12 protein-coding genes and 1 tRNA gene are annotated in these 13,741 nt (G+C 41.8%); 10 read left to right on the top strand and 3 right to left on the bottom strand.

The window, feature by feature from the left end; translation table 11 throughout:
• Window positions 1-59: 59 nt before the first annotated feature.
• Window positions 60-2,816 (bottom strand): bifunctional acetaldehyde-CoA/alcohol dehydrogenase, encoded by a 2,757-nt coding sequence (adhE, locus tag F9817_RS02965; RefSeq protein WP_161153473.1) that lies wholly within the window; start codon window positions 2,814-2,816, stop codon window positions 60-62.
• A 661-nt stretch (window positions 2,817-3,477) separates the two neighbouring features.
• On the opposite strand from adhE, the gene F9817_RS02960 reads away from it, so the two are divergent.
• The gene (locus F9817_RS02960; RefSeq protein ID WP_161153472.1) at window positions 3,478-4,116 is read left to right on the top strand and encodes a YchE family NAAT transporter; all 639 of its coding nucleotides are present in this window, start codon (window positions 3,478-3,480) and stop codon (window positions 4,114-4,116) included.
• 224 nt (window positions 4,117-4,340) lie between these two features.
• On the opposite strand, the gene asd is transcribed toward F9817_RS02960, so the two are convergent.
• Window positions 4,341-5,453, bottom strand: a complete 1,113-nt coding sequence (asd, locus tag F9817_RS02955) for an aspartate-semialdehyde dehydrogenase (RefSeq protein ID WP_161153471.1) — start codon at window positions 5,451-5,453, stop codon at window positions 4,341-4,343.
• Window positions 5,454-5,873: 420 nt separating this feature from the next.
• Here asd and nhaC point away from each other — a divergent pair, with 420 nt between their 5' ends.
• Window positions 5,874-7,331: a Na+/H+ antiporter NhaC gene (gene nhaC / locus F9817_RS02950; RefSeq protein WP_161153470.1), complete on the top strand. Its 1,458-nt coding sequence runs from the start codon at window positions 5,874-5,876 to the stop codon at window positions 7,329-7,331.
• Window positions 7,332-7,395: 64 nt separating this feature from the next.
• On the opposite strand, the gene yejK is transcribed toward nhaC, so the two are convergent.
• Window positions 7,396-8,397: a nucleoid-associated protein YejK gene (gene yejK / locus F9817_RS02945; RefSeq protein WP_161153469.1), complete on the bottom strand. Its 1,002-nt coding sequence runs from the start codon at window positions 8,395-8,397 to the stop codon at window positions 7,396-7,398.
• Window positions 8,398-8,481: 84 nt separating this feature from the next.
• Here yejK and F9817_RS02940 point away from each other — a divergent pair, with 84 nt between their 5' ends.
• The 8 genes from F9817_RS02940 (at window position 8,482) to aphA (ending at window position 13,730) form a co-directional block, all read left to right on the top strand.
• Window positions 8,482-8,697, top strand: coding sequence for a YejL family protein (locus F9817_RS02940; RefSeq protein ID WP_161153468.1), 216 nt, complete (start codon window positions 8,482-8,484; stop codon window positions 8,695-8,697).
• 36 nt (window positions 8,698-8,733) lie between these two features.
• The gene (locus F9817_RS02935; protein ID WP_161153467.1) at window positions 8,734-10,542 is read left to right on the top strand and encodes a DUF3413 domain-containing protein; all 1,809 of its coding nucleotides are present in this window, start codon (window positions 8,734-8,736) and stop codon (window positions 10,540-10,542) included.
• 62 nt (window positions 10,543-10,604) lie between these two features.
• A tRNA-Pro gene (locus F9817_RS02930) sits at window positions 10,605-10,681 on the top strand.
• A 117-nt stretch (window positions 10,682-10,798) separates the two neighbouring features.
• On the top strand, window positions 10,799-11,236 hold the full coding sequence (locus F9817_RS02925; protein WP_161153466.1) for an Rrf2 family transcriptional regulator: 438 nt from the start codon (window positions 10,799-10,801) through the stop codon (window positions 11,234-11,236).
• 71 nt (window positions 11,237-11,307) lie between these two features.
• Window positions 11,308-11,685 (top strand): DUF1360 domain-containing protein, encoded by a 378-nt coding sequence (locus tag F9817_RS02920; protein WP_161153465.1) that lies wholly within the window; start codon window positions 11,308-11,310, stop codon window positions 11,683-11,685.
• A gap of 136 nt (window positions 11,686-11,821) precedes the next feature.
• Window positions 11,822-12,112, top strand: a complete 291-nt coding sequence (gene cowN, locus F9817_RS02915; protein ID WP_161153464.1) for a N(2)-fixation sustaining protein CowN — start codon at window positions 11,822-11,824, stop codon at window positions 12,110-12,112.
• 253 nt (window positions 12,113-12,365) lie between these two features.
• A complete protein-coding gene (locus F9817_RS02910) occupies window positions 12,366-12,830 on the top strand; it encodes a DMT family transporter (protein WP_161153463.1) in 465 nt (154 codons plus the stop codon).
• 189 nt (window positions 12,831-13,019) lie between these two features.
• Window positions 13,020-13,730 carry an acid phosphatase AphA gene (aphA, locus tag F9817_RS02905; RefSeq protein ID WP_161153462.1) on the top strand — a complete coding sequence of 237 codons (711 nt, stop codon included), beginning with the start codon at window positions 13,020-13,022 and terminating at the stop codon, window positions 13,728-13,730.
• The last annotated feature ends 11 nt before the right edge of the window (window positions 13,731-13,741 follow it).

Here is a 13,741-nt window from a genome sequence, read left to right as displayed (position 1 = left end):
AAAAAGCTCTACATATGTAGAGCTTTGAGTTAAAGATATTTGAACGTTAGAGCTGTTGCTTAAGCTTCTTCTCTCGCCTTTTTAGATCCAGCTTTTGCTGGTTTGCTTTTAGAGGCTTCTTCTGCCTTTGCTGCTTCGTGGGCGCGTTTTACGGCTTCCACTTGGTCAGCTTTTTTCTTGATGACAGTTGTTCCTTCAAAAGTTTCACCTTCTACATAAGCTTTACCGTAGTAAGACGCAAGAAGAACTTCTTTAAGCTCGCTAATCAATGGGTAGCGAGGGTTAGCACCTGTACATTGGTCGTCGAACGCTTCAACCGCTAACTCATTTAATTTTGCTAAGAAATCAGCTTCATTAACGCCAGCCGCCTGAATCGACATTGGAATATCCAATTCAACTTTCAACTCATTTAACCAAGATAGTAGTGCTTGTATTTTCTCTGCAGTATGGTCACCAGGTTTTGCTAGACCAAGATGCTCAGCGACTTCTGCATAACGACGACGTGCTTGAGGACGGTCGTATTGCGAGAACGCTGTTTGTTTAGTTGGGTTATCATTCGCGTTGTAACGAACCACGTTTTCCATTAGAAGCGCGTTCGCTAAACCATGCGCAATATGGAATTCGGCACCTAATTTATGAGCCATTGAGTGACATACACCCAAGAATGCGTTAGCGAAGGCAATCCCCGCGATAGTTGCGGCATTATGCACGCGTTCACGAGCAATTGGGTCATTAGCACCATTTTTATAACTAGATGGTAAGTACTCTTTCAATAGTTTAAGAGCTTGTAGTGCTTGACCATCAGAGTATTCACTCGCCATCACAGAAACATAGGCTTCTAATGCGTGAACCACCGCATCGTAACCACCAAACGCAGTTAACGATTTAGGCATATTCATCACTAAATTCGCATCAACAATGGCCATGTTAGGGGTCAATTCGTAGTCTGCTAATGGGTATTTAGCACCTGTTTCATCATCAGTCACAACCGCAAATGGGGTAACTTCTGAACCAGTACCTGACGTGGTAGTGATACAAACCAATTCTGCTTTTTGACCCATTTTAGGGAATTTGTAGATACGTTTACGAATATCCATAAAGCGCATCGCAAGTTCTTCAAACTCAGTTTCAGGGTGTTCATACATAACCCACATAATTTTAGCTGCATCCATTGGTGAACCACCACCAAGAGCCAAAATCACATCAGGTTTGAAGCTGTGCATTTGGTCTGCACCTTTCTTCACAATAGACAGTGTTGGATCGGCTTCTACTTCGTAGAACGTTTGTACTTCCATACCTTGAGCTTTTAATAGCTCGACAATTTCGTCAGCGTAACCGTTGTTAAATAGGAAACGGTCGGTCACAAGGAATGCACGTTTTTTACCTTCCAAGTCACCCAGAGCGACTGGCAAGCTACCGCGACGGAAGTACACGGATTTTGGAAGTTTATGCCACAGCATGTTCTCTGCCCGCTTTGCGACGATTTTTTTGTTGATTAAGTGTTTAGGTCCTACGTTTTCAGAAATCGAGTTACCACCCCAAGAACCACAACCTAGTGTCAATGATGGTGCAACATTGAAGTTGTACAAATCACCGATACCACCGTGAGTCGTTGGAATATTAATCAAAATACGAGATGTTTTTAGCTTGTTACCAAAGTACAAGATACGATCTTGGTTCTTATCTTGATTGGTATATAGACCTGAGGTATGCCCGATACCACCGATTTCAACCATATGAATAGCTTGTTCGACAGCATCTTCAAAATTGGTTGCACGGAACATACCTAACGTTGGAGAAAGCTTTTCGTGAGCAAAAGCATCTTCTGTCGTTACTTTTCCGTGTAAACCTTCACCGATAAGCACTTTAGTATCAGATGGAACCGTAACACCGGCCATCTCTGCTATTTTAGTTGCTGGTTGACCAACGATTTTCGCATTAAGTGCACCATCGATAAGTAATGTGCCGCGCACTTTAGCTGCTTCATCTTTACTTAACACATAAGCTTTGTGAGTCGCAAAACGTTGTTTTACTTCTTCATATACATCATCAACAACGATGACGGCTTGTTCAGATGCGCAAACCACACCATTATCAAAGGTTTTTGACATGAGCACTGAAGCCACTGCACGTTTGATATCTGCGGTTTCATCAATCACAACCGGTACGTTACCAGCACCAACACCGATGGCAGGTTTACCAGAAGAGTATGCAGCTTTCACCATACCTGGGCCACCCGTTGCCAAAATCAAGGCAATATCATCATGGCGCATCAGTGCGTTAGACAGTTCAACTGAAGGCTCATCAATCCAACCAATAATATCTTTTGGCGCACCAGCAGCAACAGCTGCATCAAGAACCAATTTTGCCGCATCATTAGTCGAGTGTTTAGCACGTGGGTGAGGTGAAAAGATGATAGCGTTACGAGTTTTTAGTGAGATGAGCGATTTAAAGATCGCTGTAGATGTTGGGTTAGTGGTTGGAACAATACCGCAAATAATACCAACCGGTTCTGCGATAGTCATAGTGCCCATGCTGTCATCGACTTCTAGAACACCACACGTTTTTTCATCTTTGTACTTGTTGTAAATATATTCTGAAGCAAAGTGGTTTTTAATAACTTTGTCTTCAACAATCCCCATTCCTGACTCTTCAACCGCTTGCTGTGCTAATGGAATCCGAGCTTGGTTTGCAGCGAGTGATGCGGCACGGAATATCTTATCGACTTGCTCCTGAGAGTAAGTTGCAAACTCCGCTTGTGCATTTTTCACGCGAGCCACAAGAGCATCGAGTTCTGCCAAGTTAGTTACAGGCATAATGAATCTCCTAAATTTAAAATATAAAAACTTTTTAGTAAGTATTCGCCCTAGTAACACATGAATTTCAACAACTTAAACGACTACATACTTAGTAAATTGCTTTCATGGCTTGAGTATAATATTTCATCTTTTGAAAAAAATTGACTCAGATCAGTTCCTCAAATTAAAAACACACAAATTTTATTTACAGCGTAAAAAATATATAAGCATTTGAAAATTAATAGAATTTATTTTTAGAAGAAAATCACATTAATGTGCAATTTAGCAACAACTAATAATAAAATTACACCTTTATGTAAAAAAATTTCATTCTGCTACATGGGAACAACCGCCACACACAACAAATGTGCTACTAGTAGTATACATATAAACACTGCAACTGATTTAAGGTCAACCAATATATCTACATAATGCAGTCAATTTGATAACAAACGCATAACTTAGATAGACGTCATGCCTTGCTCCACCACGACTGAACAGCATTATTGTCTTTTCCTATTATTTTTTGTAATGCGTGGACAAAAATCGACCATAATTTTTTTCATTCGTCGTTACCGATATTTTGCCTTACATTAGCGGCCAATTTTCATTCGTATCCTTTCTGGCTCATCATGAGTCAATTGCCATACGATTTTTAATCGTTTAATGAGATGACCTAATGAACAGTGTTGAGTTCGCCATTTTTTTGCAATTTTTTCTCGGTCTGGTGGCCGCAGTGAACCCTGTTGGCATCATGCCCGTGTTTGTTTCTCTTACCAGTCATATGGAACAGGAAGAGCGCCTTAAAACGGCTCGTACTGCCAATATTTCTGTTGGGGTTATTCTAATTTGCTCTCTACTCGGCGGTCAGATGCTACTTGATATGTTTAGTATCTCTCTTGACTCTTTCAGGGTTGCTGGCGGTTTACTGCTGATTAGCATTGCTTTCTCAATGATGAGCGGTAAGTTAGGTGAAGATAAACAGAACAAACAAGAAAAAAATGAGTACATAAGCCGTGAGCAAGTCGGTGTCGTTCCACTCGCAATGCCATTAATGGCTGGGCCCGGAGCGATCAGTTCTACAATTGTCTATGGCGCACGCTACCCTAGCACATGGGATACCATAGGTATCAGCATAACCATTTGCCTATTCTGCTTTGCTAGTTGGTTATTGTTTCGCTCGGCGCCATATATCGTCAAACTACTCGGACAAACAGGCATTAACGTCATCACACGTATTATGGGGTTGATTCTTGGATCTTTAGGCATTGAGTTTATTACGAACGGTCTGCGTAGCTTATTACCGGGGTTAGGTTAAATCCTATATAACTCATGATCGAAAAAAGCGCCTAACTGGGCGCTTTTGTTGGTGCAGATTCGGAGATAAACATGCACTGGCATTGTCAGTGAGCTGCTCGCTATGACGGTATTACTTTCAACATGAAGCACTGCAAACCAGCGTTTCGCTGTTGTCTCCCTTCCCTATTCACTAAACCTTGTCGGCTGCTCTATAGGTAAGTAACCCCGATCGTTAGAACACGCTTACTTTTCAGCCAGAATAATACGTAGAGTACGACGTAAAGGTTCAGCCGCCCCCCACAATAATTGGTCACCGACAGTAAAGGCATTCAAGAAATCATCACCCATACTCATTTTACGTAAACGGCCAACAGGAACAGAAAGCGTACCAGTCACTTTTGCTGGAGACAGTTCTTGTGCGGTAATATCGCGATCGTTTGGAATCACTTTCACCCATTCATTGTGAGAAGCAATCATCTCTTCAATTTCATCCAGCGGCACATTCTGTTTTAGCTTGATGGTTAACGCCTGAGAGTGACAACGCATAGAACCTATACGTACACAAGTTCCATCAATTGGCACTGGTGAATCTTGAATGCCTAAAATTTTGTTAGCTTCTGCGGCTGCTTTCCACTCTTCTTTACTTTGACCGTTTTCACGTTTCACATCGATCCAAGGAATCAATGAACCCGCTAGAGGTACACCAAATTGATCAGTTGGGAAACTAGGAGAACGCATTGTTTCAGAAACTTTGCGGTCGATATCTAGAATAGAACTTGATGGATTCGCCAGCTCAGAACTTACAGAATCAGCAATCACGCCCATTTGAGAAATGAGTTCGCGCATATTTTTTGCGCCAGCACCTGAAGCTGCTTGATAGGTCATGGCGCTCATCCATTCAACCAAACCACGCTCAAATAGACCACCTAAGCCCATGAGCATTAAGCTTACCGTACAGTTACCGCCTACAAAGGTTTTAGTACCACCATGAATACCTGCTTGAATTTGTTTTAAGTTCACAGGATCCAACGTGATAATCGAATCATCAACCATACGTAATGTTGATGCTGCATCAATCCAATAGCCTTTCCAGCCAGCTTTGCGAAGCTCTGGGTACACTTTTTCTGTGTAGCTACCACCTTGACAGGTGACGACTACATCTAATTTTTTAAGGCTTTCGATATCAAAGGCATCTTGTAGTGTGCCCGCTTCTTTACCGAAGTTTGGCGCAGCAATACCGATTTGCGAAGTACTAAAAAAGACGGGTTCAATAAAATTGAAATCGCCTTCTTCTACCATACGTTGCATCAGTACCGAACCAACCATACCGCGCCAACCAACTAGACCAACTCTCATTCTTGCACTCTCCGTGTTATCTCCTAAAAAACTTACCCCCATCTATAAGTGGTTCAGCATAAAATCTCAAGGGTTTCTTGATAAAATCCCAAACTTTTTCTATCCGACGAACATGATTTCTGCCGTAAACCAGCTCAACTAGGCAAAAAGTCCAAAATCGGTCGGTTTAAAACGCATGTCCCTCTAACACATGGATGGATTCCTACTTGTTTACAGAGAGCTTACAGCTTATAACACTTTATTTTAAAACAACCCCAAATAAACAACATTTCATGTCGTAAGTAATCGATTTTCGTAGTGTAATCTATATTTTATAAGCCAAAACTCGATATATTTATTCAACTACTGTAGAGTGTCGGCTTGTTTTAATCGGCTTTACTGTTCATCCAATAGCATAACCATTCGCAAGAGGCATTTATAATGGCACTGGCCCCAAAACGTTTACCTAGCGTGCTACAGGTAGTGGTATCACTGGGTTTATTTTTGCTACTCGCATTTTCGTTTACCGCAAAATTGGATCTGCCAATTCAGCTCGCACTGTATATTGGCTGGTTTATTATTATCACTCTTGGAATTCGCCTTGGTCATAAGTACCAAGACTTAGAAAAAGCAGCATTAAACGGCATATCAAACGGCCTAGGTGCTGTTTTAATTCTTTTAGCTGTAGGGGCCTTGGTCGGCACATGGATTTCTGGTGGTATCGTACCCACGATTATCTACTATGGATTAAAGGCCATTCACCCGTCTATTTTCCTTCTTGCCACCATGATCATCTGTTCACTAACCGCTTTAGCAACAGGTACATCTTGGGGTGCAGCCGGCACGGCTGGTATCGCTATGATGGGGATAGGTCAAGGGTTGGGAGTGCCATCCGCTATTACTGCAGGGGCTGTGCTTTCTGGATGCTACTTTGGCGATAAAATGTCACCATTATCTGATTCTGTCATTTTGGCTTCTACCATGTCTAACGTAGAAGTCGTAAAACATATCCGTGGCATGTTACCGATTGCAACTATCAGCTATATTATTACCGCCATTATGTTTACGCTGTTTGGCTTCCACTACTCCGGCCAAGTAGACATGTCGCAAGTACAAGGCGTGATGCATGCCATGGAAGATCAGTTCTACATTACTCCCTACTCATTTGTACCTGTCGTCATTGTGTTGGGTTTACTCGCGCTAAGGATGCCTTCTTTCCCTGTTATTAGCTTCGGCTCGCTACTCGGTATTGTTTGGGCAGTCATGATCCAAGATGTCGACTTTTTGCAAGCTTTCAGAACAGCATGGGCACCATTTAGCATTCATTCTGGCGTCGAGTTCATTGATTCAATCTTAAACCGCGGCGGCATGTCATCCATGCTAGGTTCGGTCGCTGTTATTGTATTCGGTTTAGGTTTTGGTGGGTTACTCGATAAAGTAGGCGTGCTGGAAACCGTCGCAAAACTGTTCGAGCATCGAGTCCAAAGTGCCGGTTCTTTATCAGTCAGTACGATCGCAACCGCTTTCTTGGGTAATGTGTTTGGCTCAGCCATGTATGTATCACTGATCCTCACACCAAAAATCTGTGCGAAAAATTACGATCGCCTCGGGTATGAACGCCAGAACCTATCGCGTAACGCAGAATTTGGCGGCACATTAACTTCAGGGATGGTGCCATGGAGCGATAACGGTATTTATATGGCAAGTATCTTAGGCGTCGCAACCCTCTCCTATGCCCCCTACATGTGGTTAAGCTTTGTTTGTATCATTATTACCATTGTCTGTTCTTATATGGGCTGGTTTGTTAACCCATGCCAACCGGTGACGACTGATTCCAAACAAGCAACACAAAGTAGTGATGATGACAGTGTGCTGGCCTCAGAAAATACACCTGCATAAACGACATTAGTAACCAATATTAAAAAAGAGCGCACCGCGCTCTTTTTTATTTATGTGTATAACGTTATTTATTACGAGTTAATTGGTCACGTAAATTAGGTGGCGTACCTTTAATCGTTAAAGTATCCGTTTCTGGATCATAAAACACTCGTTCGCCCATCAATAAACTATCAAAACTGATATTTAAACCACCACCAGCACCGACGTATTTCGTTAACTTACGTACTGTGCTTCGATCGCCGGGGAAGCTCTCTTCCAATTCATAACCATGCTGCTGAGTAAAATCTAGAAAGCTAGTACCTTCGGTTGTCGGCTCTAATTCACCAGACAATTCCTTAATTTCAATCTCATCGCCTGATTTAATCTGCTCATTACAGTAATCGTAGACCTGTTTTTTGTAACTAATTGCTTCACTTTTTTCCAGTTGAGAATCGGTACAAAAATCTTCGACGGCCTGCATTAACACCTGATTTTGCTGTTTCGTATCTAGGCCCACTTCGGCTTGCAAAAAGTCGAGGAAAAAGTCCGCTACCTTACGTCCAACTCGTCCTTTGATATACGCTAGATAACGGTTTGACTCTTTATCTGTCTCATAACTCGAAATATCTATACGCGCAGCAATGTCCATTTTGCTAATATCTAAGTAGTCGGTTGCACTGATATCAAGCCTTTCGGTTACTTTAAGGCTTTGGTGCATAGGAAGAAGACCAATAAACAAGTAATCTGTCGCCAATGATTGATATTCAGCCATCACCAAAATACCTTCATCGGCAAATGGATACTTAGATAGTTCATCTTTTAAGCGCTGAGCGCTAATTTGTGAGAAATCGTAAAAATTGCGAGTTCCCTGACGTAGTTCTTGCAACCACAGTTCAAAATCGCTGTCAGATTGGAAAGAACCAAAACCTTTACCTGCTTTTGCATTAAAAACTCGATGCAATTCAGCCACTAGGTTCTCAGTTGAGTTATCATTATCAAGGGCTTGTGCTCTAAAGTTTACGACAAGCTCGTCGTTATCATTTTTACGCAATTGATGCAAAATGACATTAGAAAGGTGCAGACTCATAGTGAAATTATCATCGTTGTGGTTTCAGTTGTAAGGCATAGTAGGTTATCATAAGCCGCTTTTACTATCATCATCAGAGTATTTATGCCTATTACATCGAAATATAGTGACGAAAAAGTTGAAACAATTTTGACTGAAATTGCTGCTGTTCTTGAAAAACATCAAGCATCATCAGAGTTAACCTTGATGGTCGCGGGCAACATTGCCACAAATGTTATCAATCAGAACGTCGCGGCTGCGCAACGTAAAGCCATTGCAGAGAAATTCGCACAAGCTTTGGTGTCATCTTTAGAAGATTGAGTTCATCATAAAAACGGATAAATAACAGAACATCACATGGTAGATAGCGGAAACACATACGGCGAACGAGTATCACGTTTAGTCGGTTGGGGGCACTGGTTTGCCTTCTTCAATATCATTGCAGCGATGCTGATAGGTACGCGTTATATTGCCCAATCACCATGGCCTGATACCTTTTTAGGACAGCTCTATTTGTCTGTTTCCTGGGTGGGTCATTTTGGTTTCTTGGTTTTCGCTTTATATTTGCTGATTCTGTTTCCGCTGACCTTTATTATTCCGTCACGCGCAGTATTCCGCTTTTTCGCGGTCTGTTTTTCCACCTTTGGACTCACAGTACTGTTAGTGGATACTCAAGCCTATCAGATTATTAATCTGCACCTAACGCCGGTTGTATGGGAGCTATTATTTAGCGACGAAACCAGCAGTATCAGTGCTGATTTGCAACACCTCTTCGTGGTGTTGCCATTGATCTTCCTTTTAGAGCTCGGCCTTTCGGAATGGGTTTGGCGTAAACAGCGTAAACTATCCCATAAAAGGATTGGTCGCCCAATGGCGGCCGTCTTTTTTGTCTGTTTTATTGCAAGCCATTTAATCTATGTTTGGTCTGATGCGTATTTTTATACGCCAGTCACCAGCCAAAAATCGAACTTCCCGTTGTCTTACCCTATGACCGCTAAATCCTTTATGGAAAAACATGGTTTATTGGATCGCGACGAGTATTTGAAACGTCTTGAAGAGAATCAACACAATGTTGATTTAGTGAACTACCCTCTTGAGAAAATTGAATTTGGTCGTCGAGCGAATGAACTCAACGTATTAGTGATAAGCGTCAATAATTTACGCGCCGATGCATTGAATAAGCAAGATATGCCAAACACTTATGCATTTGCCCAAAATAATCTCAATTTTCTTAACCACTATAGTTCTAGTAACGATATGTTTGGCTTATTTGGTTTGTTCTACGGGCTACCAAGCAGCTACGCGAGCAGCATTACTGCTCAAGGGGCGTCGCCAGTCATGCTTAATGTGTTAAAAGAACACAAATATCACTTCGGTTTGTTTAGTGGCACTAACTTTGATGACACCTTATACGAAGAGACCATGTTCCGTGGGCTTCCTATGGTAAGAACGCCTTTCAAACAAGGGATCAATCCAGACATACAAACGATAAATCGTTGGGCACAGTGGGCGACTGAACAAGGCTCTCATCACTGGTTTAGCTATATGGAGCTCACCTCTGTCGAGAACTTTAAAGATTTTAGTAATGGTGATTCATCAGAGCAGTCTACACAAAAACGCCTGTTAGCCGATTACAAACACTCTGTTCAAGCAGCGGATGCTGAACTGGGTAAAGTGCTGGATAAACTCCAAGCGATGGCTCTACTAAAAGATACCGTTGTCGTTATCACCTCAAATCATGGTATGGAGTTTGATGAAACAAACACCAACAGTTGGGGCTCGAACAGTAACTACAGCCAATACCAAATAAAAGTACCGATGGTCATTCACTGGCCGGGGAAATTGGCGGCACAATTCAAACATCGTTCAAGTCACTTAGACTTTTCCGTCACTATTTTACAAGACCTGATGGGTGTTTCTTCTAACCCAAGTGATTTTAGTAGCGGTCGTAGTTTATTTGATGAGACAAAACGAAAATGGATTCTAGCTGGTGATGAACGAGAACTGGCACTCATTACTGGTGATAAAACAACCGTAGTCGACAAATTCGGTAACTTTAAGTTATACGATAAACATTACCATCGGATTAAGCATGAAAGCCCGACCTTGCCAGTTTTATTACAAGGCCTAACAGAGCTACAACGCTTTTATGCAAAGGATAATTAAATCATACTCTTAGATATGGTTTAGCTTGACGCTCAACTCAAAGTTGATTAGAGTGTTTTCATCGGACTGTAGCGCAGCTTGGTAGCGCACCGTCATGGGGTGTCGGGGGTCGGAGGTTCAAATCCTCTCAGTCCGACCATACACCTAAAAAGAGAGCTTCGGCTCTCTTTTTTACTATCTAAACGTGACTCCCTAGACAAACGATCACAGGCTGTTATTCTCAGTGATCATATCCTCAGTAAACAAGATCCTATTCATGCGTACCGATAGTCGCCTCTCTCGTGTTCTCCACATCTTGCTGCACCTTGCACGCCAACCCGATCATCCAATGACATCTGATCAGATAGCTGCCATGTTAAACACCAACGCAGCGGTCATTCGTCGCACCATGGCTGGGTTAAGAAAGTCTGGTTACGTGAGCTCAGAAAAGGGGCATGGCGGTGGTTGGTCAATTGCCTGTGACTTTTCAACAATAACACTACTTGATATTTACCACGCAGTGGGTAGTCCTCAATTATTCGCTATTGGCTTTGAACAGCATGAACCTAATTGTGTTGTAGAACAAACCGTCAATCACTCACTCGACGACACATTGCAACAAGCTAAGAATCTGATCTTAGAACGATTTAAAACGATTAGCTTGGCCAATTTAAATGATGACTTTATCCAACGTTATTGTGCTGCTATCCAATAGTTGATCGAAATTGATCTACATCAATTTTTCATGTAACTTCTCAAGTTACATGAAATCAATAAGGCACAATAATGGCACTCTTTACCGAATCACTGCATGCACTTTGGGTATGTATCGTACTTGCACTTGCTTCAGCGAGTATTTCTATCACCATTACCCAAACCGAACTTTTTGTTCCGATTCGCGAGCTTGCAAGTAAATGCGGTCATATGATCAGTTATTTATTCCGCTGCTTTTATTGCATGAGCCATTGGGTCGTCATTCTTGGAGTTCTCATCTATCAACCACGAATCATCACCAGCGACTACCTATGGATAGATTGCATTGTGTCCATATTTTTCGCCGTGACGCTGAGTGGCTACTTCAGTGGCATCCTCTTTAAAGTCTTTCTCACTGCGATGGCTAAGAAAACACGCGAACAAGAGATGGCAGCGGCTAAAGAGCAGTAACCTTCCTAACTGAATTCATCTTAATGCATTTTATTAGCGAGCTTATTGCTCGCTTTTCTTTTTTAGAAAGTTGGTATTAGGTTTGCAGTAGAAAGAGTTCCTATACGAACGGTTTTACATAAAAAGGAAGTATAAGATGGAAAAATCAGACAATACCGTAGACCGCTATGTGTCATTTGAAGGAATTAAATGTAACCAAAATGCCGACCTATTAATTGGTATGCTAGAAAGTAATCTAAACAACCAATTAGGCGATGACCGTTGGCACACATACTTTAGCGACAAACGTAACCAGCAACATCAGAGAGGACACGACAATCTGCACTTCATTGGGAACCAACTTAATATGCTGTTTGAATACTTTAAGCAATGTGAGGATCAACCGGCTTTGGATCTGTTGTACAAGATCGAACAAGAATGCTGTTGATTTTGTAACATTATCAACAAATCGCTATTCTTAGAAAGTCAGAGCCAGTAATAATGACACCAATTTGCGACCACTAAGCTTCTCATTCGCTTTGCTATTGGCACCACACTGTCTCTGACTATTTAATCCGCCCACCCTACTTGTCTACTCAGATACTTCAGTGTCTATAATTACAAATCAGCACCTTACTTAAAATCTCACGCACGACTCGATTGATGTATCGAAAATAATAAGTCAACCTCTAGGGGGAATTATGAATTGGCTGTATTTTGTAATGGCACTTGCCAGTGGATTTGGTTTAGCAATTCAAGCCGCCGTCAACAGCCGTTTGAGTACAGGAGTAAACCATCAACCATTGATGGCAGCGTTTATCTCCTTCTGTATTGGCTCACTTTGCTTAGGTATTTTAGTTACCACCCAAGTGCAATGGTCTGGTATGGCGAATCAATTAACGCAACAGCCTTGGTGGCGTTGGACCGGTGGCTTCTTTGGTGCTGCAGCCGTATTTACCAGTATTTTTTTAGCCCCCCGCATCGGTATAACTAACGCCATGTTTTTATTTATCATCGGTCAACTGATATCAGGAATGTTGATCGACAGTTTTGGCTTAATTCAAATGCCGATCCGGCCAGTCTATTGGTGGAAATACGCGGGGCTCGCCGTCATGCTAACAGGTTTGGCATTATTCATGTTTGGCGATCGATTTTTTAAAGCATAATCGGAATAAATCAATTAATCCTGATGATAGCCAAACAGCCTCAATAAGCTGAATGTTGACGTCATTTGATTAGGTCTCATCATATTTCAATAACTTAAGTATAGATCACAGACATTCTAGGGAACTCAACATAGCATCCAGTCTTTAATGTAGATTAAGTCACACTCGCTATATATTAAGGATAATCAGGTGCAAAAAACACTTCTTGTTACTTCATTACTCGTTAGTGCTTTGGTTAGTACCGGGGCTAATGCTGACCCAAAAACACCAGGCACACATAAAGGCTATTCAACCATCGAATTAGTCAATAATGGTATCCCTAAAGATCTAAAAATGATCACAGTCGACGACATAAAAAATGAGCTAAAAGGTAAAGGACATATTGCTGTTGGCCTAGACGTTGATGATACAACGCTATTTAGTTCCCCCGTCTTTTACCGTGGCCAACAAGAATTTTCTCCCGGCGGTTATTCTTACCTAAGTAACCAAAAATTCTGGGACAAGGCAAACTGTGGTTGGGATGCGTTCAGTATGCCAAAAGAGATTGCGAAAAAAATCATTGCGATGCACCAAGAACGTGGTGACGATATCTATTTCATTACAGCACGTACTCCGTCGAAATGTCACTTCACGACTGACTACCTGAAAAAAACGTTTCACATAAAAAATATGCACGACGTTATTTTCTCTGGCTCTAGCCACACTAAATATATGAAAACGCAGTACATCAAAGCCAATAACATCAAAATTTACTATGGCGATGCCGATGGCGATATCATCTCTGCTCGTAAAGCCGGCGCGGAAGGGATTCGTGTTATGCGCTCAGCGAACTCTAGTTACAAACCTATTCCTAAAAATGGTATCTACGGCGAACGCATTCTGAAAGATTCCCAATATTAATTTCTCGTCGT

Source organism: Vibrio eleionomae (assembly GCF_009874545.1).
GTDB lineage: Bacteria > Pseudomonadota > Gammaproteobacteria > Enterobacterales > Vibrionaceae > Vibrio > Vibrio nitrifigilis.
Note: the sequence above shows the minus strand (reverse complement) of the source record. Positions and strands in the feature narration are given on the sequence as shown.